Genomic DNA, 18,562 nt, shown 5'->3' with positions numbered 1-18,562 from the left:
CCCGAGTGACAATCGCAGGGGGGGTGATTTGATTGTCTCAAGGAGATGCCGGCCCGTTCCCATTTCAGACCTTATTCGCCAGCATTGGCTTTCTTCTTGTCGCGCCATTCGCCGCGACGCTCCTTCTTGCTGGCCTTGGCCGCATCAAGCTCAGCCTTCGTGATGGTGCCGTCATTGTTGGCATCCAGCTTGTCGAAGAACTTGATGTGCTCGGCGGTGAATTCGGCAGCGCTCAGGCGGCCATCGCCATCGGTATCCATGGCAGCCCAGTGTTCAGCGGCTTTTTCAGTCCGCTTGGCTTGCCATTCAGCGGCCTTGGCGGGATCTTTCTCGCCTCTCGGCTTACCCTCGCGGGCCGGTTTGCCTTCGGCGGCGCGTTCAGCCTTCTTCGCTTCCCAGTTCGCCTTCATTTCAGCGCGCTTTGCCTCATGATGAGCTTTCATCTCATCCTGGGTGACAAACCCGTCTGAATTGGCATCAATCTCGGCGAAGCGGGCCGCGAGGGAGGCTTCTGCCTCAGCTCGGGTGATATTTCCGTCAGCGTTGGCATCCATCTGCATCAGATGGCCAGCGTGGCCGCGATGTCCCTTGCCGGGGCCGGCCTGAGCGGCGAGCGGCATGGCGAGCGCAATTGCGGCAATGCTTGCAAACGCGAGTGTCGAACGTTTCATCTCTGGTCTCCAGTTTCATCTCCCAGCGACAATGAAACGGGGGGGCGTCAGGATTCCGTCGTTTTCAGCTGCAGTTTTTCACGCGCCATTGAATGTACGCGCCTTTTTACCTCCCGGAGACGGTCTTCGAGCACTTCAAACCCGTCTTCCTCGGCTGCCGCACGGCAGAAGCGGTTTTTCAAACCCTCGGGAATGGCCGCATCTTCACCCTCCGCATCCCCCAGCGCCAGCCGCTGGATCTGCTGCAGTGAAGAGAGCAGATGCAAGGCCGCACGCAGGAAATACCAATCTTCCGCTTCGTCCGGATGCTCACTCTCATCCGCCTCGGCCAGTCCCGACAGGGCAAGCGCCGTGGCTGGACGGATGAGGTCAGCACGGGCACGGAGCAGCATTTCCTTCTGTGCCATGAACTCGATATCGATGAGGCCGCCCTCAGCCGTCTTCAGATCCCATAGCCCCTTCCCCGGCTTTTCACGGTAAAGCGTGGCGCGCATGTCTGCCACATCACCGGGGATCGCCTTGCGGCGGTCGCTGCGCGCGCGCGCGGAGATGGCATCGGCAGCGATACCCAGCACTTCGGTGCCCAGGGTGGCATCCCCGGACACAAACCGCATCCGCGTCAGCGCCATATGTTCCCAGGTCCACGCCTCTTCATTCTGGTAGTGGCGGAAGGCAGGCAGGCTGACGGCGACAGGGCCAGCGCGGCCAGAGGGGCGAAGCCGCATGTCCACTTCATACAGCGCGCCTTCTGCTGTGGGCGCGGTGAGCGCGGTTATCAGACGCTGGGTGAGCCGCGTGAACCAGGTCTGCGCATCATCCGCCTGCGAATCATAGATCAGGATGATGTCGAGATCAGAGCCCGCCGTGAGTTCACCGCCGCCGAGCTTGCCCATCGCAAACACCGCCCAGCGGCCCGGCACCGCGCCATTTCGGCGAGTGGTTTCGGCCTCTGCAGCAGCCGCCATCTGACGGATGGTCTCATCGGCAAGGCTGGTCCAGGCTTCGGCTGCCTGGTCCGTCGGCAACAGACCGTGCAGCAGCCGGTGGCCGATCAGGAAACTCTGCTCCCGGTGATACCGGCGCCAAGCATCCATCGCCGCATCGAAACTCACCGAAGGTGTTAGTTCGGGGGCACGCGGGATGGCGTTGGAAACAAGGGCCTCCAGAAGATCTGGCCGCCGGGCAAGGATCTGCGCAAGGCGCGGCGCCAGCGCGAGTGTCGAGACGAGATCATCCAGAAGGTCCGGCCGCGCGAGCAGCATCGAGAGCGTCTGCACACCTGAAGAGAGCCCCTCGAAGAAGCGGGAAAACCAGCGAAATGCCTCGTCCGGCTCGCCCGTCGCGCCCATGGCCTTGAGCAATCCTGGGAGAATGGAGGTGAGGATTTCCCGTCCGCGCCCGGTGCGGGTTGCGGGCACGCGGCCCCGGTGCCAGTTGCGGATGGTATCAATGGCTGAAGACGGATCGGAGAAGCCCAGATCGCTCAGCGTCTTCACCGTACCCGGATCATCATCCACGCCGGTGAAGACCAGATTCCCCAGGCCATGGCTCTCCGCGGCGCGGTCTTCCTGAGCGAACAAGGCGTCATAGGCGGACTGCACGATGCGCCGGGTTTCCAGAAGATCGCGGTCGAAGTCTGCCAGGTTGCCATAGCCGCAGAGCCAGGCGACCGCTTCGCGCTCGGCCGGGTCTGCCGGAACGGTATGGGTCTGCTCGTCCTGCCGCATCTGGATACGGTGCTCGACATTGCGCAGCGCCTTATAGGCCGTCGTCAGCTCGGAAGCCGTCTTGTCAGACACGACGCCCGCCGCGCGCAGCGCTTCCATCGCGCCCAGCGTGGAATTGTCCCGCAATGCCGGTTCGCGCCCGCCGAGGATCAGCTGCTGGGTCTGCACGAAGAACTCGATCTCGCGGATACCGCCGGGCGAGAGCTTCACATCGGGGGAAACCGAGGCAAACCCGTCATCGCCGACCTTGGTGTTGATCATCCGCTTGATGGCCTGGATGTCGCCTATGGCCCAATAGTCCAGATTGCGCCGCCAGACATAAGGCTCAAGCCGCTTCTGGAAACGCTCCGCCGCCGGAATATCCCCCGCCGTGGGCCGGCCCTTGATCCAGACCATCCGCTCCCAGTTCTGACCCTGGCTTTCGTAATAGACGTCTGCCATGTCGGTGGACACGGCCACCGGCGTGGAGCTGGGATCAGGGCGCAGGCGCAGATCGGTGCGGAACACATAGCCGGCACCAGTTGTCTCCTCCATGATCCGAACCATCTCGCGGATCACGCGCTGGGCGGCGTCGCCGGGATCCCGGTCTCCCCCGTCAAACCGGCTGCGCTCATAAAAGGCGCAGACATCTATATCGCTTGAATAGTTGAGCTCGAACGCGCCCATCTTGCCCAGAGCAATGACGAAGATGCCCTCAGAGTTTAGCCCCCGCGCCGCCAGCGCCGATTGCAGCGCCGCTTCAAGGCTTCCCCCGGCAAACTCCGTGAGGTGACGGGTCACCTCCATCACATCCAGGGTGCCAGCGAGGTCGGCCGCTGCCAGTGACAGGTGGGCTGAAGCCTTTGCCTGCCTTAGCGCCGTCATCACGTCGGCCACGGGCATATCCCTCGGCAGGGTGGTGGCCGCTTTCAGCGCGGCGCCAAAGTCCAGCCCGGCCCCGCGATCGGCCAGCCGGCGGAGATAGGGCGCATAGTCAGCCGCTGCCGCCAGGGCCGCTTGGGGGGTCGACTGAATCGGACGGATAGTGAGCATACCCAATGACTTAGCCGAGGCGCAGGGTGGCGACAAACCAGTTCGCAACCTTTCGCCGGGTCATGCGTCTTGGACTTATTACATCCCGGACGCAGAACCGTAGCAAAGCCTTGCTATGGGGACCCCACAAAAATACGGAGTGCCACACGATGGCCGAAACTCGCGAAGAGACGCTTCGACGCTTCTTTCAGCAGTATGCCAAGGCGACCCGGGAGGGGGATACTGAGATCATCGCGACTTCCTACGCGCCAACTTATATCGAAACCTCGCCGGATACCTTTGTAGCCTGGAAGGTCGACGAGCAGTATCGCAAGGCGCTGGTGGAACGACACACCATGCTGCAACAGCAGCTTGGGCTGCAGGCACTCGATGTGGAAATCGTGTCGGCCGAAGAAGTCGCCCCCCTGCATTACATGGTGCGGGCACGCTGGAAGATGACGTTTGCCAAGGCCAGAGCAGGCAACGTCACTTCCCTGTTCGACATCACCTATATGGTGAAAATCGCCAGCAAACCGCAGATCCTCGCTTACATTTCGCATGAATCCGAAGAGGCGGTGATGCGCCGGGACGGGGTGATCTGAGCCGGATCAGCGCGGCTCCACCTGAGACATCACTGAGCCTTTCCCCATCAGGCTTGCGTCTGCTAGGCTCCCCACAACATGAAAGCTCTGCTTGCCTCCCTCCTCATTGCATTTGCCGCCGGCGCGCCGCTGGAAGATCCGGCCGAAGAAATGCGCGCGCAGGCGCTGATGCGGGAAGTGCGCTGCGTGGCGTGCGAGAATGAGCCGGTTTCCCAATCCTCCGCCCCCATTGCCGAGGATATGCGCGCCCGTATCCGCGAAATGGTCGCTGAAGGCGCCACCGATGCGGAGATCCGGGACTGGTTTGTCAGCCGTTATGGTGAATTCGTGCTGTTCCGTCCCCCGGCACGGGATCTGGCCAGCTGGCTCTTGTGGGCCTTTCCCTTCATCCTGCTGGGCGCGGGAGTGGGAATTGGTATTGTCCTCGCTATCAATGCGAAGCGGAAATCCGGCGAAGTAGAAGCTGAAGACGTCTGAAAAGCGTTCGCCGGGTCGCCTTTTTATCCGGCCGATAGCCTTCAAGCTGCCGTGATTACACCTAACTGTCTTTTAATGCCCACTCTCGGTGTGGCATGTTTATGTTTTGGTCTTGCGCTGATACTGGCGCAAAAACAGCGATCTGGAGAGATAGATGCGCAAATTCGGGATTTCGGCCCAGGCACTCATAGCTGCTGCCTTCGGAGCTGCAATCATGGGGGGCGCGATCTCGGTACCGAAACTTATCGCGCCCGAAGCCGGCGCTCAGCCCATTGCCATTCAAGCGCCCCCTGGAGCGCCGCTGAGCTTCGCGGACCTGATTGAGAAAGTAGAACCGGCGGTCGTCAGCGTAAACGTGATTGCCACTCAGGATGTCGGACGCCTTCAGGACATGGAAGGCTTCCTTGAGCAGTTCCGCGGCGTGCCCGGCCTGGAAGAATTCTTCCAGCAACGCCCCTCCCCGCAGGAAACACCCCGCCAGCGCGAATCGCGCTCGCTCGGCTCCGGCTTCTTCATTTCCGAAGACGGCCTTGTTGTCACCAACCACCACGTCATCGACCGCGCCACCCAGATCCAGATCGTCACTTCTGACGGCAAGGAACTGGAAGCCGAACTCGTCGGCACTGACCGGCAGACGGATCTCGCCGTCCTGCGCGTGAAGGAAAAGGGCAAATACCCATTCGTGAAGTTCGGCAGCTCGAAGGCGGTCCGCAAAGGTGACTGGGTTGTCGCCCTGGGCAACCCCTTTGGCCTCGGCGGCACGGCCACTGCAGGCATCCTCTCGGCCGATGGTCGTGAACTTGGTGCCGGCAGCCCGTATACGGACTTTATTCAAATTGATGCCCCTATCAACCGCGGCAACTCCGGCGGCCCGACCTTCGACCTGCAGGGCAATGTGATCGGCGTGAACTCGCAGATCCTCTCGCCCACCGGCGGCTCGGTCGGTATCGGCTTTGCCATCCCGGCGGAACTTGCCCAGGAAGTGACCGATACGCTGATCAAGAATGGCCGTGTTTCGCGCGGCTGGCTCGGCGTGCAGATCGGTGATCTGACCCCTGAATTCGCCGAAGCCCTTGGCATCGAAGATACCAAAGGCTCGCTTATCGCAGATGTGACGGCTGGCAGCCCGGCAGAGAAAGCCGGCCTGCTGCGCAACGACATCATTCTTTCCGTGAACGGCCAGAAGGTTACGGACGCCACTTCCACCACACGGATCGTTGGCCGACTCATCGCCAACACCTCGAACAAGTTCGAGATCATCCGGAATGGCAAACGTCAGACGATAAACGTCACCGTGGGTGAGCGCCCGGATGATCCGAATGCAAGCGTGGGCAACCAATCCTCGCCAAATTCAGGTCGCGGTGAACAGTCGTCCGGTGTGCCGGGCACGTTCCTTGACGATTTCGGTGTCCGGATGGTTCCGATGACGAATGAAATGCGTCAGCGTCTCGGCCTGCGCCCAAGCGACACCGGCCTCGTGATTACCGAACTGGCGCCTGACGGCGTGTTCGCCAAGGCGGGCTTCATGAAGGACCTCGTCATTCTGGAAGCCAACGGTCAACCTGTACCGACCGTCGAAGCCTTCGAGCAGGTGGTGAAAGAAGCACGCGCGGCCAATCGCTCGAAGATTCTCCTGGCCGTCCGCGCCGGGCAGGCAACAACTTATAGTACAGTAGATTTGCCGGCAGGCTGAAGGAGCCAACATGACGTTGATGGAGACCAGCATGGTCGAGACTGAATCCACAGCATCGCTGAAAGTTCTCGTCATCGAGGACGACAATGAAATGGCGAGCTTCATCGAAAAGGTGCTCGCCGATGCCGGGCACAAGGTGGAGCGCGTCGCTGATGGCGCCTCCGGTCTTGCGCGGGCACGGGCTTCGGAGTTCGACGCCCTGATCGTGGACCGGATGCTTCCGGAGAAGGACGGGCTGACCCTGCTGCAGGAATTCCGCGCAGCCGGCGGCACCACCCCGGCCCTCTTCCTCTCCGCACTGGGCGATGTTCAGAACAAGGTGCAGGGCCTGCGGGCCGGCGCCGAGGACTATCTCGCCAAGCCGTTTGCCCCGGCAGAACTGGCGGCCCGTGTCGAAGCCCTCGGCCGCCGCCAGACCAGCGCCGAGCCGCCGGTGACCGTGCTGAAGGCCGGCGACCTGGAAATGAACCTCCTCACCCGCAAGGTCACCCGCGCGGGCAAGAAGATCGATCTTCAGCCCCGCGAGTTCCGCCTGCTGGAATATCTGATGCGTCATGCCGGCCAGGTGGTGACGCGCACCATGCTGCTCGAAAAGGTGTGGGACTATAATTTCGACCCCCAAACCAACGTCATCGATGTTCACATCTCCCGCCTGCGCGCCAAGATCGACAAGGAGTTCGCCGAACCGCTGCTCCAGACCGTTCGCGGCGCCGGCTACCGGCTGCAGAGCCAGGGCTAGACCTTTTGGAGCGGCGCTGGCACCTAACGCGCCATGAAAACGCCGCTCCAACTTCCCGCATGGCTGGCCCCCAGGGTGCCTGACCGGGCGCAGGTCCTGCGCCCCTTGCGGATTATAGGCAAAGGCATGCGCGCCGGCTGGCGGGGCCTGGGCAAGGCGTGGTCCAGCCTGCCCTTCATGGCGCAGATCAAGAAGGCCATGCCGGCCTTCGTGCGCACCACTACCTTCAAGCTGACCATCCTCTATTCGGCCATCATCGCGGCCTTTTCCGGCGCGCTGCTTGTTTATCTATATTATTCAACGGTTTACTATATCCGCGCCGAGTCCGAAAACCGGATTACGGTGGAATTCGAACAGCTCGCCAATGCCTATTATACCGGCGGCATGGAACGCCTGAGCCAGTCGGTCTTCGAGCGGATGACCCTCTCGGGCTCACAGTTCTTCTATTATCTGGAAGACTCGTCAGGCCGGAAGATCGCCGGGCATTTCCCCCGCCTGCCTGCGGAGCCACCCGCCGCCGGCATGAAGACAGTCTACTTCGATTTCGAACTTCCCCAGGCAGATGGCACGACCGCCCTGCGCCCGGCAGCGGGCCGCATCGTGCGCCTGCGCGACAATGGCGGCGCGCTTATGGTGGCCTTCGATACCGCCCAGCAGACCGTTATCGTGGGCCGTATCCGCAACGCGGTCTATGTGGCCCTGCCCATCGCGCTGATCCTGTCACTGGCCGGTGGCCTGCTGATCTCCCGCGGCGCGGCCAAGCGCGCCGATGAACTCGCCAAGACCACCGAAGCGGTCATGGGCGGGGAACTTGGCCGGCGTATGCCCGTGCGCGGCACCGGCGACGAGTTTGACCGACTGGCGCAGCGCCTCAACGCCATGCTCGACCAGATCCAGAAGCTGGTGGAATCCTCCCGCCACACCGGAAACGCCATCGCCCACGACCTGCGCTCGCCCCTGACGCGCCTGCGCAACCGCTTGGAAATATCCCTCAGCCAGCCGCTGTCAGAGGAAGCGGCAAACGAAACCCTCGGCACCACGCTTCAGGAAGTTGACCGTGTGCTCGACACGTTCAACGCCATCCTCCGGCTTGCCCGTCTCGATGCCGGCTCGGAGGGCACCCTCACCCGTATGGACCTCAGCGCGCTCGCCGAAGAACTGGCCGAGCTGTTCGATCCGGCCTGCGAGGAAGCCAACCTCTCCTTCAAGAGCCAGATCGCGAAGAGCCTCGTCATCCTTGGCGACAAGGACCTGATCGGCCAGGCCCTCGCCAACCTGCTGGACAATGCGGTGAAATACACCCCCGAAGGCGGCAGCATCAGCTTCTCCGCCAGCCGGACACCTGACGGCAAGATCGACCTGACGGTCATCGATTCCGGCCCTGGTATCCCGCTGGAAGAGCGCGACAAGGTTACCCAGCGTTTCCACCGCCTTGATTCTGCGCGCACACAGCCCGGCTCCGGCCTCGGCCTCGCGCTGGTGGAATCGGTGGCAGAGCTGCACCGGGGCGAGTTGATCCTCGACTGCGGAAACGGGCCGCCGGAACAGCCCGGCCTGAAGGCTACGCTTCGCTTGCCGCGGGCTTGATCGCGCGCTTCTCCGGCCACATCGCCAGCAGTCCGCCAAGGCCGATCAGCACCACGCCAAAATAGAGAAGGTCCACCATCGGGTTGTAATAGACCCGGAAGACCCAGCGCGCCTGCCCCTCCACTTCGCGCTGTTCGCCCAGCGCCACATAGAGGTCACCGGTGCCGGTCTTGTGGATGGCTGTTTCCGTCGTCGGCATCATCGCGGCCGGATAGAAGCGCTTCATCGGCAGCAGCTCGGCGCTCGACCCGCCCTTGCGTGCAGTAAGCACGGCCTTGTCGGCGTACCAGTTCGGCCCCTCGATCGCGCGCACTTCCTTAAGCGTGATTTCCCACCCCGCCACCGTGCCCGTGCCACCCTCGGCCAGCGCCAGTGTTGCCTCATAGCGCCCGCTGGTCTCGATCACCGCGCCGATCACGAACAGGCCGAGCCCCACATGCGACAGCGTCATTGCCCAGACGCGCGCCGGCATCTTGAACACCCGGCTGAGCGTCATCGCCCGCCGCTTCATTTCCCAGACGCCGCCGAACACCAGCCACACGCCCACCGCCACGCCAAACGCCGCGCCCAGCGGAATGCTCATCACACCAGCGCCCAGCAGCAGGAACACCGCCGTCAATGCCGCCCCGCCCATCGCCCAGCGGGTCCAGGTCTTCAGGTCCGCCTTGCCCCAGGCCCAGGCCTGAACCACTGGCAGGAGGATCAGGATCAGCACAAGGATCGGCACGAAAGTCAGATTGAAATAGGGCTCGCCCACCGAAATCGTTCGCCCGAACGCCTCGGCGATCAGCGGGAACAGCGTGCCCAGCAGAACCGTCAGTGTCGCGACGATCAGCACGACATTGTTCGCCATCAGCGCGCCTTCGCGGCTGAACAGCTGCCACGGCTTGCCCCCGGTCAACGAGGGCGCCCGCATCGCGAAGAGGCCCAGGGCAAAACCGCCATAGGCCAGCAGCCCCAGAAGCAGCAGCGTGCCGCGCTCAGGATCTACGGCAAAAGCGTGGACAGAGGTGAGCACGCCGGAGCGCACAAGGAACGCGCCAAGAATGGAGAACAGGAAGGAAAGCACCGCCAGCAGCGCCGTCCAGGCCGCAAAGCTCTGGCGCTTTTCCGTCACGATCACCGAATGCAAGAGCGCCGCCCCGATCAGCCAGGGCATCAGCGAGGCGTTCTCCACCGGGTCCCAGAACCACCAACCGCCCCAGCCGAGTTCGTAATAGGCCCAGTAGGAGCCGAGCGCGATGCCAAGCGTCAACGGCGCGAACGCTGCCAGTGACCAGATGCGCGCTTCCTTGGCCCACACCCGGTCGATCCGCCCTTCCATCAGGCCCGCCGCTGCCAGCGCGAACACGAAGGAATAGCCGACATAGCCAAGGTAGAGCATCGGCGGGTGCAGCGCGAGCGCGGGGTCCTGCAACAGCGGGTTCAGCCCCGCCCCCTGAAACGGCGCCGGGTCGAGCCGCAGGAAGGGCGAGGACGCAAACAGCAGATACGCCAGCGACCCCACCGCGAGCATCCCCTGAACGCCCAGCGCGCGCGCCTCGAAGGTCTCTCGCCCCGTGCGCATCGTGGCGGCGGCAATCGCGCCAAAGCCGATGGTGACGAGACACCACAGCGCCATCGAGCCTTCATGGTTTCCCCACGCCCCGGCGATCTTGTAGATCATCGGCTTCAGTGTGTGGGAATTGTTGGCCACCAGCGCCACGGAGAAATCCGAGCGCATGAAAGCAAAGATCAGGATCAGGAAAGACAGCGCCATCACGCCGAAGCCGGCCACGGCGGCCAGCCCGGCCAGACGCCGCTCTCCCTTCAGGCCGAATACCGCCTGCGCCAAAGAAAATCCCAGCGCCAGGAAGGCCGAAAAATGGCCGAGTTCGATCATCCGCCCGCCTCGAGCGGTTTCAGCTCGCGCGGCTGGTAATTCTCGTCATGCTTGGCCAGCAGTTGGCGCGCGGTGAACTCGCCCTCCGGGCTAAACCTACCGGTTGCCACCACGCCCTGTCCCTCGCGGAAGAGGTCTGGCGCCACGCCGGTGAAGCTGACTGTGATGGTGTTCGGGCTGTTGTCGATCACCGTGAAGCGCATCGTTGCCCCGCCATCGGCATAGCTCAGCGAGCCCGGCTCCACCCAACCGCCAACCTTCACCTCACGCCCCTCCTTCGGAAGGCCTTTTTCCGCAAGGATTTCAGGCGTGTAGAAAAGGTTTGCGTTCTCGCGCAGCGCAAAGATTGCCAGCGCCGCCGCCGCCAGAATGAGAAGGGCGGCGATGCCAAAAGTATAAAGCCGTCGGGTCCGTGCACGCATAACAGAGTTTATAAGCTGCCCCGCCCCGATTGGGGAGTGCGGCAGATGCAGCGCTATTCCGACTCCGCCGGGGCCTCCTGTCCGATGGCTTCAATCATCGGCCGGAAGCGCTCCCGCCGCGGATCGTCCTCCGGCAGGCGGGAATAGATATAGCGCATGGCCTGCTCGGCCTTTTCCTGGTCGCCCGCCTGCGCCGCGCCCATGGCCGCGCGCATGCCGGCGCTCACCTGCGTCTCGTCCAGCTGATAGGCGCGCGCATAGAGCCGCGTTGCGTCTGGCCCGATGCCCCCTTCGGCCAGCTGGGTCAGCACATCGGCCAGCCCGATCAACGCCGGCACAAAGTCCTGATCCCGGCGCAGCGCCGATTGATACGCCCGCACCGCGTCTTCGGCCCGCCCCTGCGTGCGCAGCATTTCGCCGATGAAATAATGCGGCTGCGGATCGTCCGGCTTGTCGATCACCGCCTGTTCCAGCCGGGAAAGCATCTCGCCCTCGGTCAGCGATTGCGGGTCCAGCCGCACCTTCTCTGCCAGCGCCACCTGCCTCTCGGCCATAGGCTGGTCCGCCATGCCGGGCTTACCGATCAGCAGATAGCCGCCCACGCCAAGCGCGAGACAGCCGCCGAGAATGATGAGGTTCAAAGCTTTCATGGCCTGGGAAATCTGAGGGTTGCCTTGAGGCCGCCAAGCGCAGCATCGCCGAGTTCGAAACTGCCCTTATGCAGCTCGGCCAATTCTGTAACAATCGAGAGGCCAAGCCCAGTCCCCGGCGTTGTTTCATCTAGCCGCACCCCGCGCTTCATCGCGCCCGCGCGCTGTTCGGGCGTCAGGCCCGGCCCGTCATCTTCTACGGTAATGACCAGTTCGCGGCCACTGTCACGGATGGTCACCAGTACTTCACTGGCCGCCCATTTGCAGGCGTTTTCCATCAGATTGCCGGCCATTTCCTCGAAATCCTGCTGTTCCCCCCGGAAAATCGCGGCGTCCGCGCCAGTAACAGTCACTTCAATTCCGCGCGCATCGAACAACCGGTTCAGCATCCGCGCCAGCCCATCCAGCACAGGGCGAATATCCGTCCGTGCACCAATCGCTTCGGCCCGCGCCGCCATACGGGCGCGCTTTAGGTAATGCTCTACATTGGTCTGCATCGCCTCGGCCTGCCGGCGCACAACATCGTCCAGCTGCGATCCGCCCTTGGCCTCATTGCGCAGCACCGCGAGCGGGGTCTTCAGCGCATGTGCCAGATTGCCCACATGCGTGCGCGCCCGCTCCACCACTTCGCGGTTGTGCTCGATCAGCTTGTTGAGCTCTTCCGTCAGCGGACGGACTTCCGCCGGATAGTCTCCGGCCAGCTTCACCGCCTCCCCTTCGCGCACCTTCGCCACATCCGTTTCCAGCCTGCGCAGAGGGTTCAGCGAGTAGCGCACAGCCACCACCATCGCCGCGAACACGCCGCCAAACAGGGCAATCATGGTCACCAGCAGCATATCGCGGAAGCGCGTCGCGGCCGCATCGTTGGGTGTGCGGTCTGCCGCAGCGATCAACACCAGCGGTGTCGAACGGTTCTCCACGATGATGGCCATCGCCCCCACGCGTGACACCTGCTCCAGTGGCCCCGGATAGTTCGCATACTGCGCAACCCCCGGCAGCTCTACCGCGCGCGCGATCAGTTCCGGCGTCACCGGCACAGCTTCATCCCACAGGCTTCGCGAACGGAAATCTCCGGCAATCTCGCCGTCCGGTGTCAGCCCCACCACAGCCCAGTAATGCCCGGAATACTGCGTCTGGAAACGGGAATCGTTCGAGAAGAAGTTGCGATTGGTATCAGTCACCCGGCCATCGGCCAAGAACGCGTCCTCCCGCGTAAGCTCGCGGGAGAGCGTCACCAGCGTCTGCTCCAGGTCGTCCTCGATCAGGGAAAGCGTCTGCGCCCGGTAAATGGCTGAGAGCGCCACAGCGCCCCCGATCAGCACCAGCAGGCCCCAGACAAGCGCTGCAATCATGACGCGCCGGGCCAGCGAAACGCTGGACCAGCGGTCAATCAGGCTGCGTTTGGGGGCGGAGACCTCACTCATCAGCGAGCTCTAGCCGCGTTCGGCGTCAACCTGCAACGCGTGCTTCGTCCTCAGGCACGATCAGGCGGTAGCCAAGGCCACGTTCGGTCTGAATGCGGTCCTGACCGATCTTCCGGCGCAGGCGCCCGATGAAGACCTCGATGGTGTTGGAGTCGCGGTCGAAATCCTGATCATAGATATGCTCGACCAGCTCCGTGCGCGGCACCACGCGACCCTGATGGTGCATCAGGTAAGACAGCACGCGGTATTCATGCGCCGTCAGCTTGATCGGCTCACCATTCACCGTCGCGCGCGCGGCGCGGGTGTCCACCATCAGCTTGCCGCATTCGATCGTCGCCGCCGAATGGCCCGCCGCCCGGCGCAGCAGCGCGCGCAGGCGTGCCAGCAACTCCTCGGTGATGAAGGGCTTGGTCAGATAATCATCGGCCCCGGCATCGAAGCCTGACACCTTCTCGCTCCACTGGTCGCGCGCGGTGAGGATAAGCACCGGGAAGGTCTTGCCCTCCTTGCGCCAGCTTTTCAGCACGCTCACCCCGTCGATCTTGGGCAGGCCCAGGTCCAGCACCACGGCGTCATAGGGCTCGGTCTCGCCCAGGAACTGGCCGTCTTCGCCATCGGCGGCAAGGTCTACGGCATAGCCGGACTGCGAGAGCACATCGGCCAGCTGCCGGCGGAGGTCTGCATCATCTTCAACAACCAGGATACGCATGTCTCTTCTCCAGCAAGTCTTTCAAACGGTTAGCCGCCACGGCGGTTCATCACTGAGCCGCTCTGCGCGTCCACGGTGAAATGCGCCTTGCGGCCGTCTTCCGTCATCCAGTCGATTTCATAGAAAGTGGTGCCGTCGTCGCGGGAGTAAAGCTCCGCGCCCAGCTGATAGCCGCCATATTCGCGTTTCAGCTGCTGGAATATCTTGCTCAGCGGCACGGTTTTCCCCTCGCGCACGGCCTCGCGGGCCTGTCCGGGGGAAAACTGGCTCGCCCAGGGATTGCCGCCCTGCTGCGCCATCGCGCCGGGGGCAATCGTCAGAGCCGAGAGGGCAAATATCGTCAGAATGCGTTTCATACCGCCCCCTATGACGCTCCAGCTCTGAACATGAAGTGAATGATACAGTTCAGCGACAGTCACCTTACCGCCAGCCTCCGATGATCGCCCCCGCCACCAGGAAACCAAGCAGCAGATGGACACCATCCATCAATAAGAGTCCAATCTTTTCCGGACTGTAAACAAAGGCATACAGCCGCACAGGCATGGCAATGAAGAACCATATCTGGATTGCAAGCACCACCCCAACCGCCAGATTATCCACCCGCGTCAGCTTGAACAGGATGGCAAGGCCAATCGCCGTGAGAATCGGCATCACCGGCGAAATCGCCATCTTCCACATGTGGGGTGTCAGTTGCTCCCGGCTATAGCCAGAGAGCTTCAGCCAGAGCCCCGAAAAGAACATCCCGTAGATCAGAAAGCCGATGGCATAAATCGCCGCTGCCGCCGCCAGTATGGCAAGCCAATTGTCGCCTGCAATAATTCCGGATTCCGGCATATGTCCCTCCCCAGAGAAGCCTGAGGAAAGCGTACGTCCGCCAAGCAGGTAAGTCGAGCCGGCCTACCGGCCCTCCGCCCAGCGCTTCAACCCCTCATCTTTCGGGTCTGCCAGCACGATTTCCAGCCGCACATAGAGGTCTCCCGGCGGGCTCACCTGAACGCCCTTGCCCTTCAGGCGCAGCTGCGCGCCGGTATTCGACCCCGCTGGCACCTTCAGCGACACCGAACCCGTAGGCGTTTTCACATCCACACTTCCGCCCAGCACCGCCTTTTTCAGATCCACCGGCACGCTCATGCGGAGATTATTGCCCTCGCGGGTCCAGACCGGGCTGCCTGCTACTTCCACCTCCAGCAGCGCGTCGCCGGGCGGGCCATCCGTGGGCGAGGGCTGTCCCTGGCTTTTCAGGCGCAGCACCTGGCCGGTCGTGATACCGGCCGGGATGTTCACGTCCAGCGCGCTGCCATCAGCCATCGTCATACGCCGCCGCGCGCCGGTCACGGCATCCTCAAAGCTGATCTCCACGCGGTAGCGCACATCGCGCCCCTTGATCGGGCCGGGATTGCGCCGCCGCCCGCCACCGCCGAACATGCCGGAGAGAATGTCCTCGAACGGATCGCCCTGCGCCCCGCCCCGCGATTCCCAGCGGAACCCGCCCCCACCGGGAAATCCTTCGCCCGCGCCTGGCCCACCGCCGGCAAAGCCGCGCGGATTTCCGTCCCCGTCGATCTCGCCCCGGTCAAACTTTGCCTTCTGCTCCTTGTCGCCGAGGATGGCGAAAGCGGCAGAGGCCTGTTTGAACTCCTCTGCCTTCTTCTCGTCATTGGGGTGCAAATCAGGGTGCAGCGCCTTGGCCTTGGCGCGGTATGCTTTCTTGATCTCGGCCTCGGTCGCCGTTCGCGGCACACCGAGCACCTTGTAAGGATCGAGCGCCACAGAGGGCTCCTTCGAAACGCTAAAACTGTTCCAGCACTTACAGGTAAGGTGATCCGGCCGGGATTGAAAGCCATTCCCCGATGCGTCCGTCTGTCCCTGTTTCGGCAATGCGCAAGGTAAAGGCGCCTGCAGGCCACGCTGCCTCGGTCAGCGCCGTTTCCGTGCGCTCTGCGAAGCCCGCCCCGAAGTCTGCTTCCATCGCATAGGTTGCCGCCCGTGCCGGATCGGGCAGATCCCAATATCCGGCATATCCCGCCCCCGCTCTTGCCCCGCGCACAAATCCGGGCGGCGCTGCCAGCCGCACGGGCTTCCGGGGCAAGCCCGCCCGGTGCTCGAACACGGCATGTGTCGCCTCGCCCAGCGGCTCCAGCCGCACGTCGATATCCTCGCCAAACGGCTCGTCCAGCCAACAGGAAGGCGCTCCGGCAAAGCGCTGCGCCAGCAGAACGGTCATCCGCCAGAAGGCCGCGTTCGCCTCACGATAATTCGCATACGTATTATCTCCCAGGATCCCCAGCAGCATCGGTGGCCCACCAAGTGCCAGCGCAATCTCCCGCGCCGCCATCGCCCGCGTTTCCTGAAAATCCATTTCGGCAGGAGAAAGCGACAGCGCCTGCCATTGCAGGCCGCCCTCCAGCAGCATTGGCCGCCCCGCATTACCCGCCCCGGAAAAGCTCTGCGCCAGTTCCTCTTTCAGCCGGTCAAACTGGTCAGCCGGAATTCGCCCGCCCCCGCCATACACCAGCGCGCCCGAAGGCTTGGCCGCATTGTCGATAAGGGCCTTTGCCCAGTCTGCCCCCGCATTGTGCAGATCCAGCGCCCGGCGCGCCGCGGCCAGCGGGGGCAAGCCCATCGCCTCGTCGGCGGGATTATAAGGCTTCACCTGCATCATCGGGCACCAGCCGCTCGCCTCGCGTCCCACGCGCCGCTCCCGCCCCTGGCCCTTTACGGCCCAGGTCTCTACCCAGCCGGCAGCGTCCTTCACAGGGCGCACCCGGCCCGTGCGGATGGGAGCCAGCGCCGCCGCGGCAGTCTCTCCCGGCAGGCGCACAGCCTCGACGAACGCGTTCCCCGTCAGCAGAAGCTCCGTATACACAGCTTCCACAAAGCCAGCGGTTGCCGCTTCCGGCATCGGCTGACGTATCAGGCGCGCCACACCCTCATGGCCAGATTTCAGCGGAATGGACGCCGCCGCCTCGGCCACCATGCGGACACAGCGATAGGCCACCGCGTTCTTGAGGTATCCGTCCCGCGTCAGCGCGCCTGCCTCACGGCTGCCCCAGCTTGCTGCGCGCGGCTCACTCAGCGCCACCAACGGCCATTCAAGATGGCCCGCCGATTTCAGCGCCTGCCTTGATTTTGCGAATGGCCAATTCCACGTCAAAGGTCTGCGCCTCAGGTCACTGCCGGCTTGTTCCGACAGTCCTGATTGTCGGCGCACGCAGCCCCCTGCCGGATTGGCCGGCACAACTTTCTGCAGGCTCGGCGCGCTGCCCCCCTGAATCATTGACGATTTTTTATTCGGTGGCGGTGTTCAAAAGCAGGGATAGCGGGTGGCCTTGTCCCCCCAAATCTGGCAAGAGCCGGGGGCTCTGAGCTGAGACAGGAACAGAAACGCAAAATGTCTGCCCGCGTCATTTCGATCGCCAATTCCAAAGGCGGTGTCGGCAAAACCACCACCTGCGTCAGCCTCGCGGAGGCCTTCGCGGCTTCGGGTATGCGCACCCTGGTGATTGACCTCGACACCCAGGCCAATGCCTCGCTGTTGATCTTCGGCAACAATGGCGACGAACACCTGTTCGAGGCCATCAACGACTATATGACCATCTCTGACTGGCTGCTGGAGAACTTCTTCGCGAACGAGCAGCGCCGTCTGGGTGAATTCATCATCACGGATGCCAGCGACGTCACCTTCAAGGGCAAGCCCCTGCCGCTGGATCTCATCCCCTCCTCACCGCGCCTGCGGAAGACAGAGCGCGAACTGATCTTCGAGCTGACCGCCAAGGGCTATGCCATGGAGGCCCTGCAGAATCAGGTCGGCAAGCGCCTGCGGGACGATCTGAACCTCCTGAAGGCGCAGTATGATGTCATCCTCTTCGATTGCCCGCCCGGCATCTCGGTGATGACCGAAACCGTCCTCGCGGCCAGCCATCTGATCATCGTGCCGACAATCCCGGATTTCATGTCCACACTGGGGCTCGACCTCTTCACTGGCGACATCATGAAGAATCTGCGTAACCGGGATATCGAAACGCTCCCGGTTGTCCTGGCCACCCGCTATGATGGCTCCTCCCATCAGCAGGTTGTGCTCGGCGCGATGCGGGAAGCGTCCACTGCGGCGGAAACCGAATTTGCGATGTTCAAGACCGTGATCCCGATGAAGCCCGGCTTTGCCTCCAACCCCATCGAGCTGGGACCGGAGCCGACGCTGCAGGCCAAATGGTCGGGTGAAGCTCTCCAGATCATCGAACAGCTTCTCGCCGAAGTTCGGGAGAAGGTTGCATGACCGCAGACGGCGAAGTGTCCGGCATCCAGGCGGTCAACGCCCTTCTCCGCCTTCAGGAAACGCTCGGCGTCTCCGACAAGGACTGGGCTGCCGCCGCCGGCATGATCGCCAAGAAGCTGTTGCTTTCGGCCGGCCAGACGCCGGAAACCCTCACCCAGGTGCGCGCCGCCATCGGTGAAGAGGCGTTCAACGTCCAGCTCAAATCTCTCACCCACCATCAGGCTCGCCAGCTCGCCCGCCGGCTGGACAAGCGCGTACCGGACTTTGAAGTCTCCACCGCGTCGGCCGCTGCCGCGCATGTGCGCAAACTGCTCGCGGCGGTAAAGCTGCCAGAAATACCGCAAGAGCCGGCAACAGAGCCAAAGGCCGAAATCAAGCCGCCGCCCCGGCCGCTGCTTGATCGCGTATCCGACAACGTTCCTCCACCTCCTGCGGAAGACAAGCCAGAGGCTGCCGCTGAAAAACCCAAAACGGAGCCGGAATCGGAAGAGAAAAAAGACGCTTGGGGCGCAGGCACCGTTCGGCTGACGGACGATACCGAAACCGCGACCGAGGAGGAAACCGAAACGGATTCCACCAGTCCGCCCCCGCCGCCGCCCCCCGGCAGCGCCTATTTCGGCCGCAAATCCTTCCGCACCTGATCCCTGCGGGCCAGCCCCCCGGAACCGGGGGTGCCCCCACCCTGAAAACCT

Annotated in this window: 18 protein-coding genes; 7 read left to right on the top strand and 11 right to left on the bottom strand. The window is 63.2% G+C overall.

Annotation, left to right across the window (positions count from 1 at the left end; all coding sequences use genetic code 11):
• Positions 1-71: 71 nt before the first annotated feature.
• The gene (locus tag HPO_RS08355) at positions 72-671 is read right to left on the bottom strand and encodes a CREC-EF hand family protein (protein ID WP_051612451.1); all 600 of its coding nucleotides are present in this window, start codon (positions 669-671) and stop codon (positions 72-74) included.
• Positions 672-718: 47 nt separating this feature from the next.
• Complete coding sequence (locus HPO_RS08350) at positions 719-3,430, bottom strand: bifunctional [glutamine synthetase] adenylyltransferase/[glutamine synthetase]-adenylyl-L-tyrosine phosphorylase (protein ID WP_051612450.1); 2,712 nt, start codon at positions 3,428-3,430, stop codon at positions 719-721.
• A 149-nt stretch (positions 3,431-3,579) separates the two neighbouring features.
• Between HPO_RS08350 and HPO_RS08345 the strand changes: the two genes are divergently transcribed.
• The 5 genes from HPO_RS08345 (at position 3,580) to HPO_RS08325 (ending at position 8,507) form a co-directional block, all read left to right on the top strand.
• Positions 3,580-4,011, top strand: a complete 432-nt coding sequence (locus HPO_RS08345; protein ID WP_035596947.1) for a hypothetical protein — start codon at positions 3,580-3,582, stop codon at positions 4,009-4,011.
• Between the two features lie 78 nt (positions 4,012-4,089).
• Positions 4,090-4,488: a cytochrome c-type biogenesis protein gene (locus tag HPO_RS08340; protein ID WP_035596945.1), complete on the top strand. Its 399-nt coding sequence runs from the start codon at positions 4,090-4,092 to the stop codon at positions 4,486-4,488.
• A 154-nt stretch (positions 4,489-4,642) separates the two neighbouring features.
• Complete coding sequence (locus HPO_RS08335) at positions 4,643-6,181, top strand: Do family serine endopeptidase (protein WP_035596942.1); 1,539 nt, start codon at positions 4,643-4,645, stop codon at positions 6,179-6,181.
• A gap of 31 nt (positions 6,182-6,212) precedes the next feature.
• The gene (locus tag HPO_RS08330) at positions 6,213-6,920 is read left to right on the top strand and encodes a response regulator transcription factor (RefSeq protein ID WP_114107044.1); all 708 of its coding nucleotides are present in this window, start codon (positions 6,213-6,215) and stop codon (positions 6,918-6,920) included.
• Positions 6,921-6,953: 33 nt separating this feature from the next.
• The gene (locus HPO_RS08325) at positions 6,954-8,507 is read left to right on the top strand and encodes a HAMP domain-containing sensor histidine kinase (RefSeq protein ID WP_051612449.1); all 1,554 of its coding nucleotides are present in this window, start codon (positions 6,954-6,956) and stop codon (positions 8,505-8,507) included.
• Here the strand turns inward: HPO_RS08325 and HPO_RS08320 are convergent.
• The 9 genes from HPO_RS08320 to HPO_RS08280 all read right to left on the bottom strand — a co-directional run bounded on the left by HPO_RS08320 (position 8,482) and on the right by HPO_RS08280 (position 16,748).
• Positions 8,482-10,389 (bottom strand): heme lyase CcmF/NrfE family subunit, encoded by a 1,908-nt coding sequence (locus tag HPO_RS08320; protein WP_035596939.1) that lies wholly within the window; start codon positions 10,387-10,389, stop codon positions 8,482-8,484. The two genes, HPO_RS08325 and HPO_RS08320, sit on opposite strands and share 26 nt — an antisense overlap.
• Positions 10,386-10,811 (bottom strand): cytochrome c maturation protein CcmE, encoded by a 426-nt coding sequence (locus HPO_RS08315; RefSeq protein ID WP_035596936.1) that lies wholly within the window; start codon positions 10,809-10,811, stop codon positions 10,386-10,388. Before HPO_RS08315 ends, HPO_RS08320 begins: the two co-directional genes overlap by 4 nt.
• A 53-nt stretch (positions 10,812-10,864) precedes the next feature.
• Positions 10,865-11,461, bottom strand: a complete 597-nt coding sequence (locus HPO_RS08310; RefSeq protein WP_035596933.1) for a tetratricopeptide repeat protein — start codon at positions 11,459-11,461, stop codon at positions 10,865-10,867.
• Positions 11,458-12,885 carry an ATP-binding protein gene (locus HPO_RS08305; RefSeq protein ID WP_051612448.1) on the bottom strand — a complete coding sequence of 476 codons (1,428 nt, stop codon included), beginning with the start codon at positions 12,883-12,885 and terminating at the stop codon, positions 11,458-11,460. Before HPO_RS08305 ends, HPO_RS08310 begins: the two co-directional genes overlap by 4 nt.
• Positions 12,886-12,910: 25 nt before the next feature.
• A complete protein-coding gene (locus tag HPO_RS08300; protein ID WP_011646324.1) occupies positions 12,911-13,594 on the bottom strand; it encodes a response regulator transcription factor in 684 nt (227 codons plus the stop codon).
• A 29-nt stretch (positions 13,595-13,623) separates the two neighbouring features.
• The gene (locus HPO_RS08295) at positions 13,624-13,950 is read right to left on the bottom strand and encodes a PepSY domain-containing protein (RefSeq protein ID WP_035596930.1); all 327 of its coding nucleotides are present in this window, start codon (positions 13,948-13,950) and stop codon (positions 13,624-13,626) included.
• A 64-nt stretch (positions 13,951-14,014) separates the two neighbouring features.
• Positions 14,015-14,428 (bottom strand): DUF1761 domain-containing protein, encoded by a 414-nt coding sequence (locus HPO_RS08290; RefSeq protein ID WP_035596927.1) that lies wholly within the window; start codon positions 14,426-14,428, stop codon positions 14,015-14,017.
• Positions 14,429-14,491: 63 nt separating this feature from the next.
• The gene (locus tag HPO_RS08285) at positions 14,492-15,364 is read right to left on the bottom strand and encodes a DnaJ C-terminal domain-containing protein (protein ID WP_035596924.1); all 873 of its coding nucleotides are present in this window, start codon (positions 15,362-15,364) and stop codon (positions 14,492-14,494) included.
• Between the two features lie 37 nt (positions 15,365-15,401).
• On the bottom strand, positions 15,402-16,748 hold the full coding sequence (locus tag HPO_RS08280) for a phage portal protein (protein ID WP_051612447.1): 1,347 nt from the start codon (positions 16,746-16,748) through the stop codon (positions 15,402-15,404).
• 237 nt (positions 16,749-16,985) lie between these two features.
• Here HPO_RS08280 and HPO_RS08275 point away from each other — a divergent pair, with 237 nt between their 5' ends.
• On the top strand, positions 16,986-17,870 hold the full coding sequence (locus HPO_RS08275; protein ID WP_051612446.1) for a ParA family protein: 885 nt from the start codon (positions 16,986-16,988) through the stop codon (positions 17,868-17,870).
• Positions 17,867-18,511 (top strand): hypothetical protein, encoded by a 645-nt coding sequence (locus HPO_RS08270; RefSeq protein ID WP_035596922.1) that lies wholly within the window; start codon positions 17,867-17,869, stop codon positions 18,509-18,511. The genes HPO_RS08275 and HPO_RS08270 overlap by 4 nt, the downstream gene beginning before the upstream one ends.
• The last annotated feature ends 51 nt before the right edge of the window (positions 18,512-18,562 follow it).

Source organism: Hyphomonas polymorpha PS728 (genome assembly GCF_000685315.1).
Taxonomy (GTDB): domain Bacteria; phylum Pseudomonadota; class Alphaproteobacteria; order Caulobacterales; family Hyphomonadaceae; genus Hyphomonas; species Hyphomonas polymorpha.
This window is presented reverse-complemented; position numbering and strand designations above follow the sequence as displayed.

Coding starts and splice junctions, on each gene's coding strand:
- HPO_RS08355 (WP_051612451.1), bottom strand. CDS start 671: ATGAAACGTTCGACACTCGCGTTTGCAAGCATTGCCGCAATTGCGCTC.
- HPO_RS08350 (WP_051612450.1), bottom strand. CDS start 3,430: ATGCTCACTATCCGTCCGATTCAGTCGACCCCCCAAGCGGCCCTGGCG.
- HPO_RS08345 (WP_035596947.1), top strand. CDS start 3,580: ATGGCCGAAACTCGCGAAGAGACGCTTCGACGCTTCTTTCAGCAGTAT.
- HPO_RS08340 (WP_035596945.1), top strand. CDS start 4,090: ATGAAAGCTCTGCTTGCCTCCCTCCTCATTGCATTTGCCGCCGGCGCG.
- HPO_RS08335 (WP_035596942.1), top strand. CDS start 4,643: ATGCGCAAATTCGGGATTTCGGCCCAGGCACTCATAGCTGCTGCCTTC.
- HPO_RS08330 (WP_114107044.1), top strand. CDS start 6,213: ATGGTCGAGACTGAATCCACAGCATCGCTGAAAGTTCTCGTCATCGAG.
- HPO_RS08325 (WP_051612449.1), top strand. CDS start 6,954: ATGAAAACGCCGCTCCAACTTCCCGCATGGCTGGCCCCCAGGGTGCCT.
- HPO_RS08320 (WP_035596939.1), bottom strand. CDS start 10,389: ATGATCGAACTCGGCCATTTTTCGGCCTTCCTGGCGCTGGGATTTTCT.
- HPO_RS08315 (WP_035596936.1), bottom strand. CDS start 10,811: ATGCGTGCACGGACCCGACGGCTTTATACTTTTGGCATCGCCGCCCTT.
- HPO_RS08310 (WP_035596933.1), bottom strand. CDS start 11,461: ATGAAAGCTTTGAACCTCATCATTCTCGGCGGCTGTCTCGCGCTTGGC.
- HPO_RS08305 (WP_051612448.1), bottom strand. CDS start 12,885: ATGAGTGAGGTCTCCGCCCCCAAACGCAGCCTGATTGACCGCTGGTCC.
- HPO_RS08300 (WP_011646324.1), bottom strand. CDS start 13,594: ATGCGTATCCTGGTTGTTGAAGATGATGCAGACCTCCGCCGGCAGCTG.
- HPO_RS08295 (WP_035596930.1), bottom strand. CDS start 13,950: ATGAAACGCATTCTGACGATATTTGCCCTCTCGGCTCTGACGATTGCC.
- HPO_RS08290 (WP_035596927.1), bottom strand. CDS start 14,428: ATGCCGGAATCCGGAATTATTGCAGGCGACAATTGGCTTGCCATACTG.
- HPO_RS08275 (WP_051612446.1), top strand. CDS start 16,986: ATGTCTGCCCGCGTCATTTCGATCGCCAATTCCAAAGGCGGTGTCGGC.
- HPO_RS08270 (WP_035596922.1), top strand. CDS start 17,867: ATGACCGCAGACGGCGAAGTGTCCGGCATCCAGGCGGTCAACGCCCTT.